The 24,026-nt window shown below is 58.9% G+C and carries 20 protein-coding genes and 1 pseudogene; 5 read left to right on the top strand and 16 right to left on the bottom strand.

Going from position 1 to position 24,026, the window contains the following annotated elements; translation table 11 throughout:
• Positions 1 to 9: 9 nt before the first annotated feature.
• Positions 10 to 873, bottom strand: a complete 864-nt coding sequence (locus tag OH720_RS29375; protein ID WP_272603815.1) for an RHS repeat-associated core domain-containing protein — start codon at positions 871 to 873, stop codon at positions 10 to 12.
• A 178-nt stretch (positions 874 to 1,051) separates the two neighbouring features.
• Between OH720_RS29375 and creB the strand changes: the two genes are divergently transcribed.
• From creB to creD, 3 genes are read left to right on the top strand one after another with little or no spacing between them, the layout of a single operon-like run.
• The gene (gene creB, locus OH720_RS29370) at positions 1,052 to 1,729 is read left to right on the top strand and encodes a two-component system response regulator CreB (RefSeq protein ID WP_272603814.1); all 678 of its coding nucleotides are present in this window, start codon (positions 1,052 to 1,054) and stop codon (positions 1,727 to 1,729) included.
• Entirely contained in the window at positions 1,729 to 3,162 is a 1,434-nt protein-coding gene (gene creC, locus OH720_RS29365; RefSeq protein ID WP_272603813.1) for a two-component system sensor histidine kinase CreC, read from the top strand. Before creB ends, creC begins: the two co-directional genes overlap by 1 nt.
• A gap of 51 nt (positions 3,163 to 3,213) precedes the next feature.
• The gene (gene creD, locus OH720_RS29360) at positions 3,214 to 4,584 is read left to right on the top strand and encodes a cell envelope integrity protein CreD (protein WP_272603812.1); all 1,371 of its coding nucleotides are present in this window, start codon (positions 3,214 to 3,216) and stop codon (positions 4,582 to 4,584) included.
• A gap of 145 nt (positions 4,585 to 4,729) precedes the next feature.
• Here creD and OH720_RS29355 read toward each other — a convergent pair whose 3' ends face one another.
• The 12 genes and pseudogenes from OH720_RS29355 to OH720_RS29300 all read right to left on the bottom strand — a co-directional run bounded on the left by OH720_RS29355 (position 4,730) and on the right by OH720_RS29300 (position 17,571).
• The gene (locus tag OH720_RS29355) at positions 4,730 to 5,212 is read right to left on the bottom strand and encodes a hypothetical protein (RefSeq protein WP_272606548.1); all 483 of its coding nucleotides are present in this window, start codon (positions 5,210 to 5,212) and stop codon (positions 4,730 to 4,732) included.
• A pseudogene (locus OH720_RS29350) lies at positions 5,201 to 5,534 on the bottom strand (RHS repeat-associated core domain-containing protein); the annotation flags it as partial. The pseudogene OH720_RS29350 and the gene OH720_RS29355, both read right to left, overlap by 12 nt.
• A gap of 325 nt (positions 5,535 to 5,859) precedes the next feature.
• Complete coding sequence (locus tag OH720_RS29345) at positions 5,860 to 6,714, bottom strand: RHS repeat-associated core domain-containing protein (protein ID WP_272603811.1); 855 nt, start codon at positions 6,712 to 6,714, stop codon at positions 5,860 to 5,862.
• A 102-nt stretch (positions 6,715 to 6,816) separates the two neighbouring features.
• Positions 6,817 to 7,446 (bottom strand): glutathione S-transferase, encoded by a 630-nt coding sequence (locus OH720_RS29340; RefSeq protein ID WP_272603810.1) that lies wholly within the window; start codon positions 7,444 to 7,446, stop codon positions 6,817 to 6,819.
• Positions 7,447 to 7,637: 191 nt separating this feature from the next.
• Positions 7,638 to 8,930 (bottom strand): MFS transporter, encoded by a 1,293-nt coding sequence (locus tag OH720_RS29335; RefSeq protein WP_272603809.1) that lies wholly within the window; start codon positions 8,928 to 8,930, stop codon positions 7,638 to 7,640.
• Between the two features lie 277 nt (positions 8,931 to 9,207).
• Positions 9,208 to 9,387 (bottom strand): hypothetical protein, encoded by a 180-nt coding sequence (locus OH720_RS29330; RefSeq protein ID WP_008054527.1) that lies wholly within the window; start codon positions 9,385 to 9,387, stop codon positions 9,208 to 9,210.
• Entirely contained in the window at positions 9,384 to 10,514 is a 1,131-nt protein-coding gene (locus OH720_RS29325) for a PepSY-associated TM helix domain-containing protein (RefSeq protein WP_272603808.1), read from the bottom strand. Before OH720_RS29325 ends, OH720_RS29330 begins: the two co-directional genes overlap by 4 nt.
• A 72-nt stretch (positions 10,515 to 10,586) precedes the next feature.
• The gene (locus OH720_RS29320) at positions 10,587 to 13,010 is read right to left on the bottom strand and encodes a TonB-dependent siderophore receptor (RefSeq protein ID WP_272603807.1); all 2,424 of its coding nucleotides are present in this window, start codon (positions 13,008 to 13,010) and stop codon (positions 10,587 to 10,589) included.
• Positions 13,011 to 13,246: 236 nt separating this feature from the next.
• Entirely contained in the window at positions 13,247 to 14,221 is a 975-nt protein-coding gene (locus tag OH720_RS29315) for a FecR domain-containing protein (RefSeq protein WP_272603806.1), read from the bottom strand.
• Positions 14,218 to 14,736: an RNA polymerase sigma factor gene (locus tag OH720_RS29310; protein ID WP_032831242.1), complete on the bottom strand. Its 519-nt coding sequence runs from the start codon at positions 14,734 to 14,736 to the stop codon at positions 14,218 to 14,220. The genes OH720_RS29315 and OH720_RS29310 overlap by 4 nt, the downstream gene beginning before the upstream one ends.
• A gap of 196 nt (positions 14,737 to 14,932) precedes the next feature.
• Positions 14,933 to 15,640 (bottom strand): 3'-5' exonuclease, encoded by a 708-nt coding sequence (locus OH720_RS29305; protein ID WP_272603805.1) that lies wholly within the window; start codon positions 15,638 to 15,640, stop codon positions 14,933 to 14,935.
• Positions 15,637 to 17,571: a putative nucleotidyltransferase substrate binding domain-containing protein gene (locus OH720_RS29300; protein WP_336299059.1), complete on the bottom strand. Its 1,935-nt coding sequence runs from the start codon at positions 17,569 to 17,571 to the stop codon at positions 15,637 to 15,639. The genes OH720_RS29305 and OH720_RS29300 overlap by 4 nt, the downstream gene beginning before the upstream one ends.
• 261 nt (positions 17,572 to 17,832) lie before the next feature.
• Here OH720_RS29300 and OH720_RS29295 point away from each other — a divergent pair, with 261 nt between their 5' ends.
• Positions 17,833 to 18,279, top strand: coding sequence for a response regulator (locus tag OH720_RS29295; protein WP_272603803.1), 447 nt, complete (start codon positions 17,833 to 17,835; stop codon positions 18,277 to 18,279).
• A 178-nt stretch (positions 18,280 to 18,457) separates the two neighbouring features.
• Here the strand turns inward: OH720_RS29295 and OH720_RS29290 are convergent, their stop codons facing one another.
• Complete coding sequence (locus tag OH720_RS29290) at positions 18,458 to 20,650, bottom strand: malate synthase G (RefSeq protein WP_272603802.1); 2,193 nt, start codon at positions 20,648 to 20,650, stop codon at positions 18,458 to 18,460.
• 544 nt (positions 20,651 to 21,194) lie between these two features.
• On the opposite strand from OH720_RS29290, the gene OH720_RS29285 reads away from it, so the two are divergent.
• Positions 21,195 to 21,713: a glycine cleavage system protein R gene (locus tag OH720_RS29285; RefSeq protein ID WP_272603801.1), complete on the top strand. Its 519-nt coding sequence runs from the start codon at positions 21,195 to 21,197 to the stop codon at positions 21,711 to 21,713.
• 215 nt (positions 21,714 to 21,928) lie between these two features.
• Here the strand turns inward: OH720_RS29285 and rarD are convergent, their stop codons facing one another.
• Both rarD and OH720_RS29275 read right to left on the bottom strand, forming a co-directional pair.
• The gene (gene rarD, locus OH720_RS29280; protein ID WP_008054539.1) at positions 21,929 to 22,816 is read right to left on the bottom strand and encodes an EamA family transporter RarD; all 888 of its coding nucleotides are present in this window, start codon (positions 22,814 to 22,816) and stop codon (positions 21,929 to 21,931) included.
• Between the two features lie 199 nt (positions 22,817 to 23,015).
• On the bottom strand, positions 23,016 to 23,990 hold the full coding sequence (locus OH720_RS29275) for a serine/threonine protein kinase (protein ID WP_272603800.1): 975 nt from the start codon (positions 23,988 to 23,990) through the stop codon (positions 23,016 to 23,018).
• Positions 23,991 to 24,026: the final 36 nt, after the last annotated feature.

Here is a 24,026-nt window from a genome sequence, read left to right as displayed (position 1 = left end):
TACGTGGCTCTAGCGTGAGTCTCTGATTCTGACCGCGGTATCAACAAAGTCTTGTGCGTTGAAGTCGCCGGCGAAACGGCTGGGGCCCTCAATGCGCAGGGATGAGACGTGGGAAATCACGCGTGCCAATTCATTTTTATGGGCGAGCAGGTCAGCCTTCAGATTTCTTATTTCCGTTTCATTCAGGTGTTTAAGGAACTGGTTTTTTGGATTGAGTAAACCGGTATTGGTGGTAACTACATCCAAGGTGTCTCGAAGATATTTGTCAGCGCTGTTGAGATGCTTGATGCCTGTTGCTATATCTGAAGGGTTTTCTGTATTGAAGTAAGTAGGTTTTTTTTTGTCAGATAGAGCCCGAGCAATGAGTGCGTCAGGGGGTGTGTTTTTATGGTTTGCGAGCATTCTTATTTTTTCTGCTCCACCAAAGTGTTGTTCTGTGGTCATTACGATGTCTGTAAATCGCTCACTTTTCGGTCCCTTCATGAATTTATAGAGGTTCATGAATATTTCGTCGAAAAAGCTAGCGGGTACTAAGGTGTGACCCGTTGGGTCTTTCCAATTTATGGGGTTTCCCGTGCAGTACGCATAAGCATTTAAACCACCCCTGCCAAACGGGCTCCAACTATCCGGGCTGTTAAACCGCATCAACACCGGATTGAACTGCCGATACCCTTTCCCCAAATGATAATGCCCGGTCAGCCGGTCCGGTAGTTCACCATTAAACCCGAGCAGGCTGAGCAAACCGTTTTCCCGTGGACGGTGGCCATAGGGCGTGTACGCAATCAGACGGGGCTGATTCGCGTCGCGGGCGTTCAACACTGACTGTTGTTGATCGGTTGCGAGCAGTATTGTTTTGCGTGATCGATCAGACATCGGCTGAGCTCCGAGTACGGTCCAGAAAGCTGTTCCCCAGCATCGGTCCTTTTTCCGCCATTGCCTACTATCAGAACTGCTAGGTCCTACAGACCCCGCCGCGATTTAACTCAGTCGGATTGACGTCGATTCAGCCTTGAGTCACCGTTCGCCCACTCCACCATCAGGCTCGGACGCCATGCCTCATATCCTGATTGTCGAAGACGAAGCATCGATTGCCGACACCCTGATTTTCGCCTTGCAGGGCGAAGGGTTCAGCACCACCTGGCTGACCCTTGGCGCGGCGGCGCTGGAGCATCAGCGTCAGACCCCGGCAGACCTGATCATCCTCGACATCGGCCTGCCCGACATCAGCGGCTTCGAAACCTGCAAGCAATTGCGGCGGTTCAGCGAAGTACCGGTGATGTTTCTCAGCGCCCGCGATGGCGAGATCGACCGCGTTGTTGGCCTGGAAATCGGCGCCGACGATTACGTGGTCAAGCCGTTCAGCCCCCGTGAAGTGGCGGCGCGGGTCCGGGCGATTCTCAAGCGCATGGCACCCCGGGCGGTAGAAGAGTCGTCAGCACTGTTTCGTATCGACAGCGATCGTGTGCAGATCAGCTATCGCGGTCAGTTGCTGACCCTCACCCGCCACGAATTCCGTTTGCTGCAATGCCTGCTGGAACAACCCGAGCGGGTGTTCAGCCGCGAGCAATTGCTCGATGCGCTGGGTGTCGCCGCCGACGCCGGTTATGAGCGCAGCATCGACAGCCACATTAAGAGCGTGCGCGCCAAATTACGCCAGGTGAAGGCCGATGCCGAGCCGATCCAGACCCATCGTGGCCTGGGCTACAGCTATAACCCGAGGCAAGGCTGATGCCGTTGGGGATCCGGATTTTCCTGGTGTACGCGCTGTTTATCGGTTTGACCGGTTACTTCGTGCTCAACACCGTGATGGAAGAAATCCGCCCGGGTGTGCGCCAGTCCACCGAAGAAACCCTGGTCGACACCGCCAACCTGATGGCCGAAATCCTGCGCGATGACTTCAAGGCCGGCACCCTCAACCAGAACCGCTGGCCCGAGCTGCTCAAGGCCTACGGCGAACGGCAACCCAAGGCGAACATCTGGGGCCTGTCGAAGAATCAGGTCAATCATCGTATCTACGTCACCGACGCCAAGGGCAGGGTGGTGCTCGACTCCAGCGGCGTGGCGGTTGGTCAGGATTACTCGCGCTGGAACGACGTTTACCTGACCCTGCGCGGCGAATACGGCGCCCGCTCCAGCCGTAGCGATCCAGATGATGCGAGCTCGTCGGTGATGCACGTCGGTGCACCGATTCGCGACAACGGGCAGATCATCGGTGTGGTCACCGTGGCCAAACCCAACAGCTCGTTGCAGCCTTACGTGGATCGCACGGAGCGACGATTGCTCGCCTATGGTGCCGGGCTGATCGGCCTCGGCCTGTTGTTCGGCGCATTGTTGTCCTGGTGGCTGAGCCGCGCGCTGCGACGGTTGACCGCTTATGCCCAGGCCGTCAGCGAGGGCCGGCGGGTCGAGGTGCCGCATTATCACGGCGGCGAACTGGAGCAACTGGCGACGGCGGTGGAACAGATGCGTACGCAGCTCGAAGGCAAGGCCTATGTCGAGCGCTATGTGCATACGCTGACCCATGAGCTGAAAAGTCCGCTGGCGGCGATTCGTGGCGCGGCGGAGCTGCTGCAAGGTGAGATGCCGTCGGCTCAGCGGCAGCGTTTTGTCAGCAACATCGACAACGAAAGTGCGCGGATGCAGCAGTTGATCGAGCGCTTGTTGAATCTGGCGCAGGTTGAACAGCGCCAGGGGCTTGAGGAGCGCGTAGAAGTGCCATTGGCGGCTTTGGTGAATGAGTTGCTGAGCGCTCAAGCGGCGCGTATCGAAGGCAAAGAGCTGCGCGTGGAACAAACGATTCCACGGGATCTGACGTTGATCGGTGAGCCGTTCCTGTTGCGGCAGGCGCTTGGAAATCTGTTGGAGAATGCACTGGATTTCACTCCGGCAAAGGGCGTGTTGCGATTCAGTGCCAAGCAGATTGGCGAGCAGATCGAGTTCACACTGTTCAACCAGGCCGAGGCGATTCCTGACTATGCATTGCCACGATTGTGCGAGCGTTTCTACTCATTGCCGCGACCGGACAATGGACGCAAGAGCACGGGGCTGGGGCTTAATTTTGTCGAGGAAGTGGTGAAGTTGCACGGTGGGGAAATGAGCATTGGCAATGTCGAAGGTGGGGTGGAAGTCAGTCTCCACATAATCTCCATATTCCCCTCATAAAGCCCCCACACAGCCAACCCAGACTCTCCCCATCCAAACAGGGAGAGTCCCATGAACCGCAGCCTGACCCTAAAACTCGGGGCGATCGCCCTACTGATTCTGTTGTTGCTGATCCCGCTGTTGATGATCAACGGTGTGATCCAGGACCGCCAGCAACTGCGCGACGGCGTGCTCGAAGACATCGCCCGCAGCTCCAGCTACAGCCAGCAATTGAGCGGGCCGCTGATGGTGGTGCCTTATCGCAAGGTGGTGCGCACCTGGAAGACCCACGAAAAAACCAATGAGCGTTATCAGGAAATCGGCGAAGAGAGGGGGCGTTTGTACTTCCTGCCGGAGCGCTTCGAACTCGATGGCCAGGTACAGACCGAACTGCGCTCGCGCGGCATTTATCAGGCACGTCTGTTCCATGCCGACAACCGTATCAGCGGCCATTTTTCACTGCCAGCACAACTGGGTATCAAGGAAGACTTCGCCGACTACCAATTCGACCAGCCGTTCCTGGCGGTCGGCATCAGCGACATTCGCGGCATCGAGAATGCCTTGAAACTCGAACTGAACGAGCAGAAGCTGGACTTCGTTCCGGGCAGCCAGGTGGGTTGGCTGGGTGAGGGCGTCCACGTGACTTTGCCGGCGTTGGACGCGAGACAAAACACAGAACTGGCCTTCGGTTTCGACCTGAAGCTGCAAGGCACCGGCCAGCTGCAGATCCTGCCGGTAGGCAAGACCAGCAAAGTCTCGCTGGCTGCCAACTGGCCGCATCCCAGCTTCATCGGCAACTACCTGCCGGCGCAGCGCGAAATCACCGATCAGGGCTTCTCCGCCAATTGGCAGACGTCGTTTTTTTCCGCCAATCTGCAAGAGATCCTGAGCAGCTGTGTGTCCCGTGGCGGCTGTGAGGCGTTGTTCAGCCGCAGCTTCGGGGTGAGCTTCATCGATCCGGTGGACCAGTACCTGAAAAGCGATCGGGCGATCAAATATGCGCTGTTGTTCATCGTCCTGACCTTCGCCGGTTTCTTCCTGTTCGAAGTGCTGAAAAGCCTGGCGGTGCACCCGGTGCAATATGCCTTGGTTGGCGTGGCATTGGCGTTCTTTTATCTGCTGCTGTTGTCGCTGTCCGAACACATCGGATTTGCTTTGGCGTATCTGCTGTCGGCCAGTGGTTGCGTGTTGTTGATTGGTTTTTATGTCTGCCATGTACTGCGTAGTGTGCGCCAAGGCTTGAGTTTTTCGGCAGGGTTGTCGGCGTTGTACGGCCTGCTCTATGGCTTGTTGAGTGCCGAGGATTATGCGTTGTTGATGGGGTCGTTGTTGCTGTTTGGGGTGTTGGGTGTGTTTATGGTACTGACGCGGAAACTGGATTGGTATGGGGTTGGGCAGAAGGTGGGCAAGCCGATGGAGTTTGATGCTGGGGTGGCGAAATGAGCCGGTCTTTGGGATTGAGGGAGGATCAGGATATCGGGAGGGAGTTGGCAAAAAAGTTGCTGGACTATTTCCGAAACGGCGTTAACAACGAATTGAGGTGAGGAGGGAGTTAGCCGCCGAACAGAAACGTCGGCGGCTAAGGAAGTTAATGGGAAGGCGGTTCAAAGCCGGCACGGATCAATTTATTTTCGTAATGAATTACCCTGCTCTCGTTATGGCTGTGGCGTGCTTCGAGTGTCGCCTCATCAAGCTTTATTAATTGCCGGTTTGCCCAGGCATTAGAGGGGCGTGACTCGATTTGGTCTTTTATATTTGATTGTGCTGAAGTGCCTGGAGTTGTGTTAGTTAAAGGTTTTTTTGGCTGTCCTTTGGAGTCTAAAGTCGGCAGGTTTTTTACGTACGCTTTATAGTCGCTTGGTGAGTTGAATCCATTTTTCTTCCAGTCTGGAGTTTTTGGTTGGTTACCAACGCTATTCTTGGTTTTTGTTTGGCTGATAATTTCGGTGGCAGGGCTTGAAGTCGTTTTTGTTATTGAGTTAGTCGGTGTGGTTTGCACTGCTTTAGCGCCGCGTAACTTTGCTCTGAGGAGTTTCTCAAAGGGCATAGCAATATCGTCAATAAACGCCATTGACCATACATGCCCCGTTTGATCACTCCGATTCCTCGGGTCCCCCCACAATACGCATACGCATTCAACCCACCCTCCCCAAACGGACTCAAACTGTCCGGGCTATTGAACCGCATCAAAACCGGATTGAACTGCCGATAGCCATTGCCCAAATGATAATGCCCGGTCAGCGGATCCGGCGGTTCGCCGTTAAACCCGAGCAGGCTGAGCAAGCCATTTCCGCTGGGCGAAGACCGTACGGTGTGTAAGCGATGGGATGAGGCCCATGTGCGTTCAGGGCACTCAATACCGAGCGCTGTTGATCAGTTGCCAGCAAGATTGTATTGCGTGAATGCGTAGGCATTGGTTGATACTCCGAGACAGGTCGATGGAGCCGAACCATCAGCATCGTAGTTTTTTCAGCGATTGCCCACTATCAGAACTGATAGGGTGCTGGCGCAGCTACATTAAACCTTCGGCATCGTCGCCAGCATCGACGGCCGCTGACTCACCTTGAAATACCCCCCCCGCCAACTGCGGATTCGCCGAGCGCCAGTCCACAGAGTGAAGGGGACAGATCTGTTTTGGTTTAAATAGATCCGTCCCCTTATTCTTGTCCCATTATTCTTCCTACTATTGTCTCATTTGTTGTCGGTCCTTATTGATCCTTATTGCTGGCGTATAAGTTTTGACATTGAGGCTTCATTGATAATGTTTGCATATTCTGCATCCAGTTTACTATGGTAAGTCAAGGTTTCTACTATGTTCGATGCGAACATGGTTCTCTTGTTTATTTGAATGTAATTATTCAAAGATTTTACCTGTTGTTTAGTCAGGTCGGTGGCGCTGCTACTAGCTTTGATCTTAATTAGTTGAGGGGGTGCGGCGTAGAGTTTTGTTTTATTGCCAAGAGTGACCTTCCTAACGGAAGTGAATGTTGCATGATCGTTTTTATATTTCTCAAATAAATAAATCTTCTTGTCAGCTTTTTCCGCGAAATACTTTATCTGTTTGAAGTTTGTAAGCTGTTCGGCGTTGGCGGACGGTAATAAAGCAACCGGGTCGAAAATAGCGTGTGGAGCAACAAACCTCTTATTACCATTTATTGCGGCGATTGCAGCATCTTTTCTAGAAGGCACCGGAAACCCAAGCATCTTTGAAAAAAATCGACCGAATGAACCGGATGCGTGCCCTTCAGGATCTATGCGGTTCCTTGGATCCCCCAAGCAATAACAATACGCATTCAAACCACCCTTGCCAAACGGACTCCAACTATCCGGACTATTAAACCGCATCAACACCGGATTGAACTGCCGATAACCATTCCCCAAATGATAATGCCCGGTCAGCGGATCCGGCGGTTCGCCGTTAAACCCGAGCAGGCTAAGCAAGCCATTTTCCGCTGGGCGATGACCGTACGGTGAGTAAGCAATGGGATGAGGCCCATGCGCGTTCAGGGCGCTCAAGACCGAGCGCTGTTGATCGGTTGCCAGCAGGATTGTATTGCGTGAATGCGTAGGCATTGGCTGAAACTCCGAGAGAGGTCGATGGAGCCGAACCATAAGCATCGGAGTTTTTTCAGCGTTTGCCCACTATCAGAACTGATAGGGTGCTGCGCAGCTACATCAAACCTTCGGCATCGTCGCCAACATCGAAGGCCGCTGACTCACCTCGAAGTACCACCCCGCCAACTGCGGATTCGCCGATCGCCAGTCCAGATCCGGATGGCGCAAATCAAGATAACCCAACGCACAGGCCACACCGATCGCGGCGATGTCGAAATGGCTGGTCAGCTCGGCCATCGCATCTTTTTCCAGCAACGCCAGGGCTCGGCGGATCTTGTCGCGCTGGCCGTCGAGCCATTGGTCCCAGTGTTTTTCCGGGGCGCGCAGGGCGACTTCGTAGCGCACCAGTACCGCGGCGTCCATGATGCCGTCGGCCAGGGAGGCGAGGGTGAGGCGCCGCCAGCGGGCCGAGCCTTCGCGGGGGATCAGTGGGTTGCCGACGTGCTGGTGGTCGAGGTAGTCGAGGATCACTCGGCTGTCGTGGATGATGCTGCCATCGGCCAGGCGCAGGGCGGGGATCTTGCTCAGGGGGTTGTCGTCGATCAGGGTCTGGTCCGGGTCGACGGGTGTGAGTACGCAGTTTTGCAGGGCGACGCGGTCCTGTTGACCGGTTTCGTGCAGTAGCACCATGACTTTGCGGACGAAGGGGGAAAGGGGGTTGTGGTACAGGGTCATGCTCGGGGCGGACATGGCGACGTCTCGGTCGGAGGTGGTGTCGGGCAGCATAGCGCGTTGAGGGGGTAGCTCAATATCGTAAAAATACAGACCTTCTGTAGGAGCGAGCCTGCTCGCGAAAAACCAGAGTACGCCGCGTATACCTGGTTTAACGCGTTATCGTTCACCACCATCGCGAGCAGGCTCGCTCCTACAGGGGATCTTGTTCAGCCTGCTGGTTGCAATGCGGCCTGTGGGCTCGAAGCTACCTGAGGTTTTAGCTCCCGGGCAACGGTCCAGACGATGAACGCGGCGACGATGTCGAAGATCGCCAGGGTCACGAACAGCGGGCTGTAGCCGATCTTGGTCACCATCACGCCAAACACCAGGGTGAAAGCCGCCGCGCCTAGGTAGCCGAACATGCCACCCATGCCGGTCGCCGTGGCCACTTCGTTTTTACCGAATGAGTCAGAGGTAATTGCATACAGCGCACCGGACAAGGTCTGGTGAGCGAAACCGCCGATGCACAGCAGCGCAATCGCCGTGTACGGGCTGGCGACCAGGCCGATGCACGCCGGGCCGATCATGCACGAGGCTCCGAACAGCAGGACCATTTTGCGCGAGGTGAACAGCGACACTTTGCAGTGTTTATGGAAGAACGGGCTCAGGTATCCGCCGAGCACACAGCCGAGGTCGGCGGCGAGGAACGGCAGCCAGGCGAACATCGCGACCTCCTTGATGTTCATGTGCCGCTCGGTCATCAGGTACAGCGGAATCCACGCGTTGAAGGTCTGCCAGGCTGGCTCGGAGAGAATCCGTGCGCTGGCGATGGCGTAGAAATTACGGCTGCCGATGATTTTCTTCCAGCTGCCTTTTTGCGTGGCCGGTTCCTTGAAATGTTCTTCCTGGCCGCTGAGGATGTAATCGCGTTCTGCATCGCCCAGTCGCTTTTGATCCCGGGGATGTTTGTACAGGATCACCCATAGGAAGCTCCAGAGCACGCCAAGACCGCCGACGATCAGGAACGCCAGTTCCCAGCCGCTGTGCAGGATAGCCCAGACCACCAGGGGCGGCGCCAGCAGTGCGCCAATCGACGAGCCGATGTTGAACCAGCCAATCGCGACCGAGCGCTCCTTGGCAGGAAACCATTCGGTGGTGGCTTTCACGGCCGCCGGCAAACCTGCGGCTTCCGTCAGCCCGAGCAGGCCGCGGACGAACGCCAGGCCCTGCCAGCCACTCGCCAGCGCAGCCAGTGCGCAGGCGATCGACCAGGCGAAAGCGAAAATGGCGAAGCCCATCTTGGTGCCGATGGCATCGATGATGTAGCCGGCCACCGGTTGCATCAGCGCATAGCAGACCTGCCAGGCGACAACGATGTGCGAGTACTGCTCGGTGGAAATGTTCATTTCGCTCATCAGGGTCGGAGCGGCCACTGACAGGGTATTGCGAGCGAGGTAGTTGACGATCAGACCGGCTGTTACCAGGCCGACCATCCACCAGCGGATGCCTTTGACTTTCATCACATCACCGTCATTTTTTTGGAGTTATTTTTGGTGTCGCAGTTGTTGTAGGTTGTCGTACAACATGCGCCTTTATAGGAGTGCAAGGGTGAATGTGTCAACAAATATGTCGGGGTTTTTACGGGGTGAGGCGACGGGCGGGAAGAGGAGTGTCATCGTATGACTTGTAGGAGCGAGCATGCTCGCGATGGTCGTCAACGATGACGCGGGAAGCCTGGCACCCCCAGGCGTTCTCAGGTTTATCGCGAGCAGGCTCGCTCCTACAGGGAATGAATCATTACCGACGTTGAAGGAGGCCACGTAGGGCGAGGACAGCAGGAATGCCCAGCCCAAGCCAGCTCAGGGCATCCCAAACGCCATCGCCGAGCAACGCGGCAAACAACCCGCCTGCACTGAACAAGGCGATAACGGTAGGGGTGCCGAACACCTTCCAGAAACTCGACTGCCGGGGCTTCATGCCACGCTCTCCGCTTTTTCCAGCACGGGTTTGGCAGCCTTGCGCCGCACCACCCACAGGTAAACGCCACTGCCGAGCACGATGATCGTCAGCACGTCCAGGGTCGCCCAGAGGATTTGCATCGGCATGCCGCCGTAGTCACCGAAATGCAACGGCTGCGACATGCCCATCGCGTCCATGTACCAGGGACGCTCGGCCACGGCGGTGACTTTCAGGGTGCTGGCGTCGATCAGCACCGGCGTCAGCAAGTGCGAGGTCAGGTGGGTGCTGCCTTTCATGAACACGGCGTAATGGTGTTCGCTGGAGAACCGCGTGCCAGGGAAGGCGATGAAATCCGGCTGCATGCCGGGAGCGACCTCCTTGGCGATGTCGAGCAAGCGCGTGGCCGGCGCCAGTTGTGTCAGTGGCGGCGCATCGCGATACGGCGCAACCATCGCGCTCAGGCTGTCGTTGCGCCACGCCGCGATCAGCAGGTCGGCGCAGGCACTGATCACGCCGGTCACACCCACCACCAAGGCCCAGGTCAGGGTCACCACGCCGATCAGGTTGTGCAGGTCGAGCCAACGCAAGCGGGTGGATTTGTCCTGGCGCACGGTGGCGAATTTCAAGCGACGCATGAACGGCAGGTACAACACGGTGCCGGACACGATCGCGACGACGAACATCAACCCCATGAACGCCAGCAATAATTTGCCCGGCAGCCCGGCGAACATGTCCACGTGCAGGCGCAGCATGACCATCATGAAGCCGCCATTGGCCGACGGCATCTCCAGCGCTTCGCCGGTGCGGGCGTCGAGCATGAAGGTGTGGGACGAGTTCGGCTCGGTGCCGGCGGTGGCCGCCATGATCGCGATGGCGCCGTTGGGCTCGTCATCGTCGAAACCGAAATACTGCATGACCTCACCGGGACGATGCCTTTCAGCCGCCTGCACCAGCTGCTGCAGGTTCAGCTGCGGGGTGTCCGCCGGCATTTGCTTCAACTCGGCGGCATCGCCCAGCAAATGGTCGATCTCGTGGTGGAAGATCAACGGCAGGCCGGTCAGTGCCAGCAACAGCAGAAATACCGTGCAGATCAGGCTGGTCCAGGTGTGGACGAAGGACCAGCGGCGAATTGTTTTACTTTTCATTTCATAGCCTCCAGAAATACCAAAGCCGTCCTCGAAGGACGGCCTGGGTACCGGGCGTGTCAGGTCAAGTCGTTACCACTTGTAGGTGGCACTGGCGACGACACTGCGTTCATCGCCGTAGTAGCAATAGAAACTGTCGCAGGTGGAGAGGTAGTCCTTGTCGAACAGGTTGGTCGCGTTGACGGCCAGCGACGCGCCTTTGAGGCTGTTGTCGAGGCGGCCGAGGTCATAGTGGACCGCTGCGTCGAACACGGTGTAGGCATCTGCCTTGCCGAGCTCGGTGTTGGCCTGATCGCCATAGGTGTTGCCGGTATAGCGAACGCCACCGCCGATACCGAAACCGTCCAGCATGCCGTTGTGCCAGGTGTAGTCAGCCCACATCGACGCAGTCTGGTTAGGCATCAGTTGCAGGCGATTGCCCTTGTACGTGCCATCTTGCACTTCGGATTTTGCCAGGGTGTACGCGGCGGTGAGCTTGAGGTTTTCCGTCACATCGGAGACGGCTTCCAGCTCCAGGCCCTTGACCTTCACTTCACCGGTCTGGCTGGTGACTGGAATGCCACCGACGTTGTTGGTGACCGAGACATTTTTCTGGGTCAGGTCATACACCGCGGCGGTCAGCAATGTGTTGCTGCCCGGAGGCTGGTACTTGATACCCAGTTCCCATTGCTTGCCTTCGGTCGGCTTGAACGATTCGGTGGTGGAGGTATCGGCGTTGCTCGCCGGCTGGAACGATTCGGCGTAGGACAGGTACGGCACGAAACCGTTGTCGAATACGTAGCTGATCGCTGCGTTGCCGCTGAAGTTCTTGTTGCGGTCGGTGTTGGTGGCATCGCCCTTGTTGAAGAACTTGGTGCTGGTATGAACCCAGTCCTCACGACCACCCAGCGTCAGGCGCCATTGATCGAGGGCCATCTGGTCCTGGACGTACAGGCCGGTCTGATAGGTCTTCTGGTCGTAATCGTAGAAGGCCTGCGAGCGTGGCGGACGGACGATGGGTTGACCATAGATCGGGTTATTGACGTTGGTGGTCCCGCCGTCGCCGAAGATCGAGGTGTAGTTGGTGTTGGTGCGCTGGTGATCAAGGCCGATCAGCAGGGTGTGGCTGATGTCGCCGGTGGCGAAGTCAGCCTGCAGGTTGTTGTCCACGGCGAACTGACTGATGTCCTCGTCGGTGGTGGTGCTGGTACGGCCGACATTGCCGTCGGCATCGACCTGGGTGAACGGGTAGGCGCCGGGGGTGAGGGCCTGGAAGGACAGGTCCGACTTGGTGTAGCGCAGGTTCTGGCGGAACTGCCAGACATCGTTCAGGCGATGTTCAAAGGCGTAGCCCAGTGCGTAGTAAGTACGGTCGTAGAACTCCCAGTCCGGATCGCCCAGGTTCTTGTGATGGGAGATATCGCCCAATGGCGAGTCGATCTTGGTGCCCTGGATCGGACGGAACTGGCTGGTGATGCCGGTATCGTCACGGGTGAATTGGGTGAGCAGGGTGAACCGGGTGTCGTCGTCGATGTTCCAGGTCAGGCTCGGCGCGATGTTGTAGCGCTTGTCGTCGATATGGTCGATGGGCGTGCCGCCATCGCGCACCACACCGCTGAGGCCGTACAGGAACTGGCCCTCATCGTCGATCTTGCCGGTGCTGGCGAAGTTGATCTGGCGGTGATTGTCGCTGCCGTATTGCACTTGGACTTCATTGCTCGACTCGGCGCTCGGACGGCGGCTGACCATGTCCAGCAAACCACCGGGCGGGGTCTGGCCGTACACGGAGGAAGCAGGGCCGCGCAGCACGGCGAGACGATCCAGGTTCCAGGTTTCCTGCTTGGGGTTGGCATACACGCCCTTGGGCAGCGGCAGGCCGTCCAGGAATTGGGTCGGCTCGAAACCGCGTACGCGCAACCAGTCGGCACGGGTGTCGCTACCGAAACTGGCGCCGGTGGTACCTGGCAAGTAGCGCACGGCGGCGTCGAGGGTGTGCACGTTGCGATCGTCCATCTGCTCGCGGGTTACCACCGAGATCGAACGCGGTGCTTCGACCAGTGCGGTATCGGTCTTGCTGCCGGCGGCGGTTCGCTTGGCGAGGTAACCGGTGGTGGCGCCCCACGCGCTTTCAGTGTTTTCCACGCCGATCACGCTGGTGGCCGGCAAGGCCATCACACCCTCGGGCACGGCCACCAGAGTGTAGGTGCCGCCGCTTTGTTCCAGTTGCAGTCCGGTGCCACGCAGGGCTTCGCGCAGGGCGCCGGCAGCGTCGAACTGACCTTTGACCGGGGCCGAAGTCTTGCCGGCGGCCAGCGACGGGTTCAACGACAGCGCCAGGCCGGCCTGGCTGGCAATCTGGTTCAGGGTGCTGGCCAGTGGGGCGGCCGGCAGGTTGTAGGCACGAACGCTGGATGCCTGTTCAGCGGCGATCAGTTGGCTGCTGGCCAAAGGGGTGCAAAAGGCAAGGGCTACGGCCAGCAAACTGGGGCGCAACAAGGTGTCTAGCGAACGGGACATACAGCGGCTCCTGAAAGGGAATACTTCTCAATTGCCTAGGTGCCGGATGAAAAGCGAAAAGTGATAGGGCTGGATGAAAATAATTTCGATTCAGTAATTTTTAGTGAGGCTGATGGCCCCATCGCGGGCAAGCCTCGCTCCTACAGGATTTTGGGTCGTTCACGGAATTACCGCTCGACACAGAACCTGTAGGAGCGAGGCTTGCCCGCGATGAGGTCCGTCCAGGCACCATCAAATCAGGGCTTGGCCTCGGCCTTCGCCGCCACCGTCACCCACCATTGCGTATGGTGCTCAATCTGCACCGGCAGCGTTGGCAACAGCGCGTTCAGGGCCAGGTCGGTGTTTTTCAGTGGGAAACTACCGGTAATCCGCAGGTCGGCCACTTCAGGTGCAACACCCAGGTGACCCGGGCGATAACGAGCGATTTCACGCACCAGGTCTTCCAGTCGCGCGTTGTCCACCACCAGCATGCCGCGGGTCCAGGCATCGGCGCCGAGGTTGAGCGTGACAATCGGGCCCAGGCCGTCGCTGCGGATCAGCATTTGCTGGCCTTCGTGCAGGATCTGCTCTTCAGGACTCGATTGCGGATGGGTGGCCACCGCCGATTGCAGCACGCCGAGGCGCGTGCCTTGCTCTTCACGCTTGACCAAGAACCGGGTGCCCAAGGCGCGCATGCTGCCTTCGCGGGTTTCGACGATAAACGGCCGGGCATCGCCATGACCGGTTTCGACGAGGATTTCGCCTTCCTGCAGGATGACCAGCCGCTGCTTGTCATCGAAGCGCACGTCCACGGCACTGTGGGTGTTGAGGTTGATCAGGGTGCCGTCGTCCAGGCGAATCGTGCGTTGTTCGCCGGTGGCGGTACGCTGGTCGGCCAGCCAATAGTCGATCGGCAGGTAACGCTCGCCGGCAAACAGCGCCAGTCCGAGCACCGCAACGATGCTGGCCAGGCCGCTGCCGAGCTTGCGCACCCGGCGGCGAATGCCTTCGCGCGATTGCAGCAGGGCGGTGCGTGCCGGGCCGCTGGCGACGCTGAAGCGCTGGTCGAGCATGCCCAACTGACGCCAGGCGCGGGCATGTTCTTCGTGGGCGGCGTGCCACTTGGCGAACTCTTCGCGCTCCACCGGGTTGCCGGAGTCCAGGGACAGTTGCCAGGCGATGGCGGCGTCGAGCACCTGTGCCGACACCGGCTTGGAGCTGACCGGGCTCATGTCGGCTCCCCGTACAAGGCGATGTAGCACTGACGGATGCCCTGGGCCAGGTACTGGCGCACCCGCGGCACCGAGACACCGAGGCGCTCGGCGATTTCCGCATGGCCGAGGCCATCGAGACGGTTGTAGAGAAAGGCCGCACGGGCCTTGCTCGACAGCTTACCCAGCAGGCGATCGATGTTTTTCAGGTCTTCGAGGATCATTTGCTGTTCTTCCACCGACGGTTGTTCGGCTTCTGGAATCAGCATCAGCTCGGTGAGGTAGGCCTGTTCCAGCGCGGCGCGGCGGAAATAGTCGAACAGCAGGCCCTTGGCAATCGCCACCAGAAACGCCCGCGGCTCGCGCGGTTCTTTCAGTTCCTCACGCCCGAGCAAGCGCACGAAGGTGTCCTGGCTCAGGTCTTCGGCCCGTTGCGGGCAGGCGACATTGCGGCGTAGCCAGGCCAATAGCCAACCACGGTGGTCGCGATATAACGCACCAACGAGCTCACTTTGGGGGCTTGGGACTGACGACACGCAGCATCACCGATTGGGAAGTGTTAACTAACGAGAATTGTTCGCGATTGTGTCAGAGGCGGGGGAGGGAAAGCAATTGGCGTTGGTCGGGTGACCGCGTCATCGTTCATCGCGGGCAAGCCCGCTCCCACAGGGGCACCGAAATCCATGTGGGAGCGGGCTTGCCCGCGAAGGCGGCAGAACAGGCGCCGAAGACCTAGAAAGACGGTGTCTGCTGCCGTCGCTTCCACTGGTTCAACCGCTGCTGCAGGTTCAAAGGGCTATGAATCTGCTGCTGGCGCGCGCGGCTGAACAGGATCAGCGCCAGTTCGGCGGTCGCCAGGGCGTCGGCGCTGGCGTTATGACGCTCGAAGACTTGCAGCTTGAACCAGTCGATCCACTCGTCCAGGCCGGCCTCGCGGATGTTGGCCTGCGGACACAGCAGCGGGGCGATGTCCGCCACATCCAGAAACACATGCTGCAACCTGTAGCCCAGGTGCTCTTTCAATGCGCGCCCAAGCATGTGCTGGTCGAACGGTGCATGAAAGGCCAGCACCGGGCTGTCGCCGACAAATTCCATGAATTCGAGCAACGCCTCGGCGGGGTCGCTGCCGGCGGCAATTGCACTGGGGCCCAAGCCGTGAATGAGCACACTGGGGCCGAGCTTGAGTTCGTCGCATTGCAAGGTGCGCTCGAACTGTCGGCTGAAATCGATCGCGCCATCCTCGATCACCACGGCACCGATGGACAGTACCCGGTCCTTGTTCATGTTCAGCCCGGTGGTTTCCAGGTCGAGCACGACCCAGCGCTGCTCGCGCAGGCTGCATTCACTCATTCCACTTGCGGTCGGGAGGCATTGAAGGCGTTGTTGCACGTCTGCGGACAAGCTCGGGCCGGCGGGGCGCAGCCATGAAAACAGGCTCATAACTGATACCGCAAGGACAGGCTGCTTTGCAGGCGCTGGGCCTGGCGCAGGGATTCACGCAGGATGCGTCGATCCAGATGATTGAGGCTGTCGGGGTCGACCCGGTTGGAGTAGGGCAGATTCTCCCGGGTCTGTAGCTGATGTTGCTGCATGCGGGTTTGCTGGATGAAGTGATAGGCCTCTTCGTACGCCGCGCCGTCCAGTGGCTCGATGACCTCCTTGGCCACCAGTTGGCGAAAGCGCTCCAGGGTATTGTTCGCTTCGATGCCGTGGGCGAGGGCGAGTAACCGCGCCGCGTCGACGAAGGGGGTCAGGCCCTGGATCTTCAGGTCCAGCGTAGCTTTTTCGCCATTTTTGCGCGCCAGCACGAACTCACGGAAACGACCTACGGGAGGGCGATTGCGCAACGCGTTTTCAGCCATCATGCGCTGGAACAGACGGTTGTCGGCCACCTGATCGAGAATTGAGCGGCGCAGTTGTTCGCAGCCTTGCTCGCTGCCCCAGACCACGCGCAAATCGAAATAGATGCTCGAACCCAGCAGGTTCTCCGGCGTGGCTTCGCGAATGAACGCGCCAAAGCGTCGGGCCCATTCGACCCGCGACAGGCACAGCTCTGGGTTGCCAGCCATGATGTTGCCTTTGCACAAGGTGAAACCGCAGAGCGCCAGGCTGTGGTTGATCTGATGGGCGATGGGCAGCAATTTCCCGCGGATCTCGGCGGCGTGGGCTGCGTCCCGTGCTTCGAACAGAATGCCGTTGTCCTGGTCGGTGTGCAGCGTCTGTTCGCGGCGACCTTCGCTGCCGAAACACAGCCAACTGAACGGGATGCCGGGATCGCCTTTCTCGGCCAGGGTCAGCTCGATCACCCGGCACACGGTGTGGTCGTTGAGCAGGGTGATGATGTGGGTGATCTGGGTCGAAGACGCACCGTGGGCCAGCATGCGTTCCACCAGTTGACCAATCTCGCCGCGCAGCAGCACCAGGTTTTCCACACGCTGGGCGCTGCGGATGGTGCGTGCCAGGTGCACGAGGTCGACCCGTTGCAGGGAAAACAGATCGCGTTCCGAGACCACGCCGCACAGGCGCTGATCCTTGACCAGGCAGACGTGGGCAATATGCCGCTCGGTCATGGCAATCGCGGCATCGAAGGCGCTGTGGTCAGGAGACAGGTAGAACGGCGACCGGGTCATGTGTCGCTCGATCGCTTCGTTGAAATCGCCGGTGCCGTTGGCCACGACATGGCGCAAGTCGCGCAGGGTAAAAATGCCCAGCGGCGCTTTATGTTCATTGACGATCACAATGCTGCCGACCTGCTGCTCATGCATCTGGGTCACGGCTTCACGCAGGGGCGTGGTGGGGCTGCATGTCACCGGATGACGCATGGCCAATTCACCCAGGCGGGTGTTGAGCGAGTATTGGGTGCCAAGGGTTTCCACGGCTTTTTGCTGGACCTGCTGGTTGACCTGATCCAACAGGCTGCTCACGCCACGTAGGGCAAAGTCGCGAAAGGTGCCGGAAATGGCGAACAACTTGATGAATGCAAGTTTGTTCAGCTGTAGGCAAAAGGTGTCTTCGGCGGCCAGGTGTTCGGTGCGCGTTGCTCGCTCCCCCAGCAGCGCTGCGAGGGGAAAGCATTCGCCCGTGGTGATTTCGAAGGTGGTTTCGGTTCCGCCCTTGGCCGAGTGCGGACGTTCGCCGACAACTCGGCCTTGTTTGACGATGTAGAAGTGTTCAACCGGGCCGTCGGCGGGCTTGATGATGCTCTCGCCGGGGGCGTAGAAGCGCAGCTGGCACTGTTCCACCAGATACGCCAAATGAGCGTGGTCCATCTGGTTGAAAGGCGGGAAGCGCTGAAGGAATTGCAAAGTACCCTGGATGTTCTGCAACACCGCGGTTTTCCCTGCCTGTGTGAAGGCGTCCGCTTTACTCATAACCATTACCGCAGTCTTTTTTTTGAATTGTTGTTGTCGGATGACTCACCCATGGTCGACTCCTACGGCCGGAGTGCCCATTGGACGTAAGTCTAGGTAGGCGGGAAACGTGATGCAGTATCGGAAAGACCCTACCTGAACGTGAGAAAAACCTCACCTTGCCCCTATTGGAAAATTATCCGACGGAGTGCACATTGATGGTGTGCTTAGCGATGTCTCACCACTGTGCTAGGGAATTGATTTGACCATGTAGAGAATGCCATGTCCGACCACGATATTTTGAGTGATGCCGAGCGCCAGGCACTCAGTGACGTCATGCTGGAGCCCGACCTGCCGCCGCAGCGGGTGCTGATTGTCGACGACGACAAGGACGCCCGGGAGCTGCTGTCGGAGATCCTGGCACTGGACGGCATTCGTTGCATGACGGCAGCCAGTGGCGAAACCGCACTCAAGATGCTGGAAGAGAAACCCTCGATTGGACTGGTCATTACCGACCTGCGCATGGGACATGTCGATGGCCTGGACCTGATTCGCCAGGTGCGGGAGTCGGTGCGGGCGGCAATGCCGTTCATCATTGTCTCTGGCGATGCTGACGTGAAAGATGCCATCGCGGCGATGCATTTGAGCGTGGTGGATTTTCTGCTCAAGCCCATTGATAGCGGCAAGTTGCTGGGATTGGTCAAGCATGAGTTGGGATTGGAGCCCTAACCAAAATTCTATGTTGCCTATTCAATCGCCTTCGCGGGCAAGCCTCGCTCCTACAAGGATGATGCTTACTTCTGTAGGAGCGAGGCTTGCCCGCGAAGGCAGCGCAACTGATTCCAAGCGAACAAAAAAGCCCCGATCTTTCGACCAGGGCTTTTTCATATCCGGCGCAAACGCTCAGTTACAGGCCATTGGCAGCCTTGAACTGGCGACGACGACGGTGCAGGACCGGCTCGGTGTAGCCGTTCGGTTGCTTCGTACCTTCCACCACCAGCTCGACTGCCGCCTGGAAGGCGATGTTGCTGTCGAAGTCCGGTGCCAGAGGACGATACAGCGCATCCCCGGCGTTCTGACGGTCCACCACCGGCGCCATGCGCTTGAGACTGGCCATCACCTGCTCTTCGGTGACGATGCCATGACGCAGCCAGTTGGCGATGTGCTGGCTGGAAATACGCAGCGTTGCACGGTCTTCCATCAGGCCGACGTCATTGATGTCCGGCACCTTCGAGCAACCAACGCCCTGGTCGATCCAGCGCACCACATAACCCAGGATGCCCTGGCTGTTGTTGTCCAGTTCGTTCTGGATCTGCTCGGCGGTCCACTGCGGGTTCACGGCCAGCGGGATGGTCAGGATATCGTCCACCGACGCATGGGCACGCTTGGCCAGTTCGGCCTGACGGGCGAACACGTCGACCTTGTGGTAGTGCAGCGCGTGCAGAGCAGCGGCGGTCGGCGAAGGCACCCACGCGGTGTTGGCACCCGCCAGCGGGTGAGCGATTTTCTGTTCCAGCATCGCTGCCATCAGGTCGGGCATCGCCCACATGCCTTTACCGATCTGCGCACGGCCTTGCAGGCCGGTGCTCAAGCCGATATCGACGTTGGAGTTCTCGTAGGCGCCGATCCATTTTTCCGCCTTCATGTCGGCCTTGCGCACCATCGGGCCGGCCTCCATGGAGGTGTGGATTTCATCGCCCGTGCGGTCGAGGAAGCCGGTGTTGATGAACACCACGCGCTCGCTGGCCGCCTTGATGCAGGCCTTGAGGTTGACCGTGGTACGGCGCTCCTCGTCCATGATCCCGACTTTCAGGGTGTTGCGTGGCAGGCCCAGCACGTCTTCGATGCGCCCGAACAGCTCGTTGGTGAACGCCGCTTCTTCAGGACCGTGCATCTTCGGCTTCACGATGTAGACGGAGCCGGTACGGGTGTTTTTGCGCGAAGTGTTGCCGTTCAGGTTGTGCATCGCCGCCAGGACAGTCACCAGACCGTCGAGGATGCCTTCCGGCACTTCGTTGCCCTCTTTATCGAGGATCGCGTCGATCGTCATCAGGTGACCGACGTTGCGCACGAACAACAACGAACGACCGTGCAGGCTCAGCTCGCTGCCGTCGACGGCGGTGTAGGTGCGGTCGGCGTTCATGGTGCGGGTAAATGACTTGCCGCCCTTGGCGACTTCTTCCGCCAGGTCGCCCTTCATCAGGCCGAGCCAGTTGCGGTAGATCACGACCTTGTCATCGGCGTCGACGGCGGCGACCGAGTCTTCGCAGTCCATGATGGTGGTCAGTGCGGCTTCCATCAGGATGTCTTTGATACCGGCAGCGTCGGTCTGGCCGACCGGGGTGCTGGCATCGACCTGGATTTCGAAATGCAGGCCATTGTTTTTCAGCAGGATCGCGGTCGGTGCCGAAGCATCGCCCTGGAAGCCGATCAACTGGGCGTCGTTGCGCAGGCCAGAGCTCTTCAAATCCGCAGTGCTACCGCCTTTGAGGGCGACCACCAGTTTGCCGTCAACGATGGTGTAGTGTGTCGAATCGACGTGGGAGCCGGCCGCCAAAGGCGCCGCTTCATCGAGGAAAGCGCGGGCGAAGGCGATGACCTTGTCGCCGCGAACCTTGTTATAGCCTTTGCCTTTCTCCGCGCCGTCAGCCTCGCTGATGGCGTCGGTGCCGTAGAGCGCATCGTACAGCGAACCCCAGCGGGCGTTCGAAGCGTTAAGCGCGAAGCGGGCGTTCATCACCGGTACCACGAGTTGTGGACCAGCCATGCGGGCGATTTCTTCATCGACGTTTTGCGTCGTTGCCTGGAAATCGGCCGCTTCTGGCAGCAGATAACCGATGTCTTGCAAAAAGGCTTTATAGGCCACGGCGTCGTGCGCCTGACCTGCGCGTTCCTGGTGCCAGGAATCGATACGAGCCTGGAAATCATCGCGTTTGGCGAGTAGGGCTTTGTTCTTCGGCGCCAGGTCATGGATGACCTTGTCGGCACCGGCCCAGAACTGGTCGGCGGTGAGGCCGGTTCCGGGAATGGCTTCGTTGTTCACGAAGTCGAACAGGACTTTGGCGACCTGCAGGCCACCGACTTGAACGTGTTCAGTCATTGCTTGCCTCACTCTGCTCAGCTATTTCGCTTTTCAGCTCTTCAATTTAACAATGAAGCCTCTGGCATTTAAACCACAAACCCTGCGACCAGTGCATGCCATTTCTGACGGCTGGGTGGGGACCAATCAACGGCGTGGAGGCCTTGCTGACGGGGCTTTCAGGGATGCGACTGCGCCTGTGGCAGACATCGATCCAACGTTATGTAGTGCGCGCTGCGGCATACTACATGATGAATTGCGCTTGTGAAAATTAGACTAATTACGTCGTTCTGCGACCCCATGACGCATTGCAGTCACGCCGGGGATGAGGATGTTCTCAAAAAAGCATGAGATTGTTCCAGTTAAATATAAAAAGTTGTACACGATTTGTTCTTTCAGTGGGGTTCGCAGTGCTTCCATTCGCGAGCAAGCCCGCTCCCACAGGGATTGCGTAAGACCTGTGGGAGCGGGCTTGCTCGCGAAGGCGTCAGGCCAGTCAGCGCAGGTTTAACCCTTGCCTATACTTGGATTTCTAAAACAAAAATCATGACCAGAGGGCTGCGCCATGGACCACCTCGTACTCACTGTTTTTGCACCGGACAAGCCTGGGCAGGTCGAGCGCATAGCCCAATGCATCGCCGAGCATGGCGGCAACTGGCTGGAAAGCCGTATGTCACGCATGGCCGGGCAATTCGCCGGGATTCTTCGGGTGGGAGTCCCGGCGGAAGCCTACGATTCTCTGGTCGATGCCCTGCAAGGATTATCGGCCCACGGCATTCGCGTATTGATCGCCGAAAGCGGTATCGAACAATCGTGCACCTGGAAACCGATCTCCATGGAATTGGTGGGCAATGACCGGCCGGGGATCGTGCGCGACATCACGCGTTTGCTCAGTGAGCAGGGGGTGAACCTGGAACGCCTGGTGACTGAAGTGCGTCCGGCCCCCATGAGCAGCGAGCCGCTGTTCCACGCCGAAGCGATACTGGCGGTGCCATTGACGCTGTCGCTGGAGGTGCTGCAATCGCGCCTGGAAACGTTGGCGGACGATCTGATGGTGGAATTGGTGCTGCGCAGTGAACCTTGATCAGGTTATCCAGTTTAAACGTGCACCTGCCTGTGGATAACCTGTAGAGACAGCCCGCCAGGCCACGCTGGCCGGGGCTTTGCAATAATTGATCAAAAAACCAGCAGTTTCAGTGACTTGCGCACAAACGGCGGGGATCACGCTGTGGATAACCTTGGGAAGGATCAGTGCAGGCCACGGAGAACGTGGCCTGCAGAGGTTTGTGTGTTTTTTGATCAGCTGCGACGGCGCAGGCTGAACCAGGCATCGACGCTGTAAACCGCCAGGCCAGCCCAGATGAAGATGAACGCCACCAACGTACTGGACGACAGGTGCTCGCCAAACAGCAGGACAGCCTGCAACAGCACCAGGGTCGGCGCCAGGTACTGGAGGAAGCCCAGGGTCGTGTAGGGCAAGTGCCGCGCGGCGGCGTTGAAACAGACCAGCGGCACCAGCGTAACCGGACCGGCAGCCACCAGCCACCAGGCTTCGGAGGTGGTCCAGAATTCAGCCTGGGCGCTGCTGGCGGTTGGATTGAGCAGCAACCAGGCCAGCGCTATCGGCACCAGCATCCAGGTTTCGACCACCAATCCCGGGAGTGCCTTGACCGGCGCCTGCTTGCGGATCAGCCCGTAGAAGCCGAAGGTCAATGCCAGCACCAGCGACACCCAGGGCAGGCTGCCGACTTGCCATACCTGCTGCGCCACGCCAACCGCCGCCAGCCCCACCGCAATCCATTGCATGCGTCGCAGCCGTTCGCCGAGGATCAGCATCCCCAACAGCACGTTCACCAAGGGGTTGATGTAGTAACCGAGGCTGGCCTCCAACATGCGTCCGTTGTTCACAGACCACACATAGGTCAGCCAGTTGGCGGCGATTAGCGTGCCGCTCAGGGCCAGGATCGCCAGCCGACGCGGGTTCTCCCGCAGTTCGCGCCACCAGCCCGGGTGTTTCCAGACCATCAGCAGCAAGGCGCCGAACAGTGCCGACCACAGCACGCGGTGAATGATGATCTCCACCGCGGGCACGCTGGCGATGGCCTTGAAGTAGAGCGGGAAAAGTCCCCAGATGATGTAGGCACTCAGTCCCAGTATGTACCCGCGACGCGGGTTGGCGGCTTGCATGCAGAATCCTTGCTTAGGCAGCTAACAAAGAGGGGATTGTAAGGAGATTTTGCGTGATGTGCTGGTACCTGTAGGAGCGAGCATGTCGAATCGTCGCACCGTCGCGATGGTCGTTAACGATAACGCGGGGAACCTGATGCCCCGCGGTGTTCTCAGGTTTTTCGCGAGCAGGCTCGCTCCTACAGGGGGGCGGTGGCGTTCAGAAAAGTTTGAGGGGTTCTTCATTGAGTGCAGCCAGTTGCTCACGCAACGCCAACACCTGATCCCCCCAATACCGCTCCGTACCAAACCACGGAAAGCTGCGCGGGAATGCCGGGTCGTCCCAGCGGCGGGCGAGCCAGGCGCTGTAGTGCATCAGGCGCAGCGCGCGAAGGGGTTCGATCAGCGCCAGTTCCCGGGGATCGAAGTCGTGGAATTCGTTGTAGCCGTCCATCAATTCGGACAATTGACCCAGGCAGTCCTGGCGATCGCCGGCCAGCATCATCCAGATATCCTGCACCGCCGGGCCCATGCGGCAGTCGTCGAGGTCGACGATGTGGAACATCTCATCACGGCACATCATGTTGCCGGGGTGGCAGTCACCGTGCATGCGAATGTTCTGGTGCGGTGTATTGCTGTAGGCATCTTCCACGCGCTTGAGCAGATCGCGGGCCACGGACTCGTAGGCCGGCAGCAGGCTGCGGGGAATGAAATTGCCTTCGAGCAAGGTCGTCAGCGAATCATGGCCGAAGTTTTTCACTGCCAGCGCTTCACGGTGCTCGAACGGCTTGGTCGAACCCACCGCATGCAGGCGGCCGAGCAACTGTCCCAGGCGATACAGCTGATCGAGATTGCCGGGCTCCGGCGCGCGTCCGCCGCGGCGGGGGAACAGGGTGAAACGGAAACCGTTGTGCTCGTGCAGGGTTTCACCGTTGTGGATCAGGGGTGCGACGACCGGCACCTCGACCTCGGCGAGTTCGAAAGTGAACTGGTGTTCTTCCAGAATCGCTTCGTTGGTCCAGCGTTGCGGGCGGTAGAACTTGGCGATCAGCGGCTCGGCGTCTTCGATTCCAACCTGGTAGACACGGTTTTCGTAGCTGTTGAGCGCCAGGATGCGGGCGTCGCTGAGAAAACCGATGCTTTCGACGGCATCGAGCACGAGGTCTGGGGTGAGCGTTTCAAACGGGTGGGCCATGCTGACTCCTGCGCGCAGCAGGCTGCTGCGTCCGGC

The organism is Pseudomonas sp. WJP1, from assembly GCF_028471945.1.
Taxonomy (GTDB): domain Bacteria; phylum Pseudomonadota; class Gammaproteobacteria; order Pseudomonadales; family Pseudomonadaceae; genus Aquipseudomonas.
The sequence above is the reverse complement of the archived record's forward strand: the minus strand, read 5'-3'. Positions and strand labels throughout refer to the sequence as shown.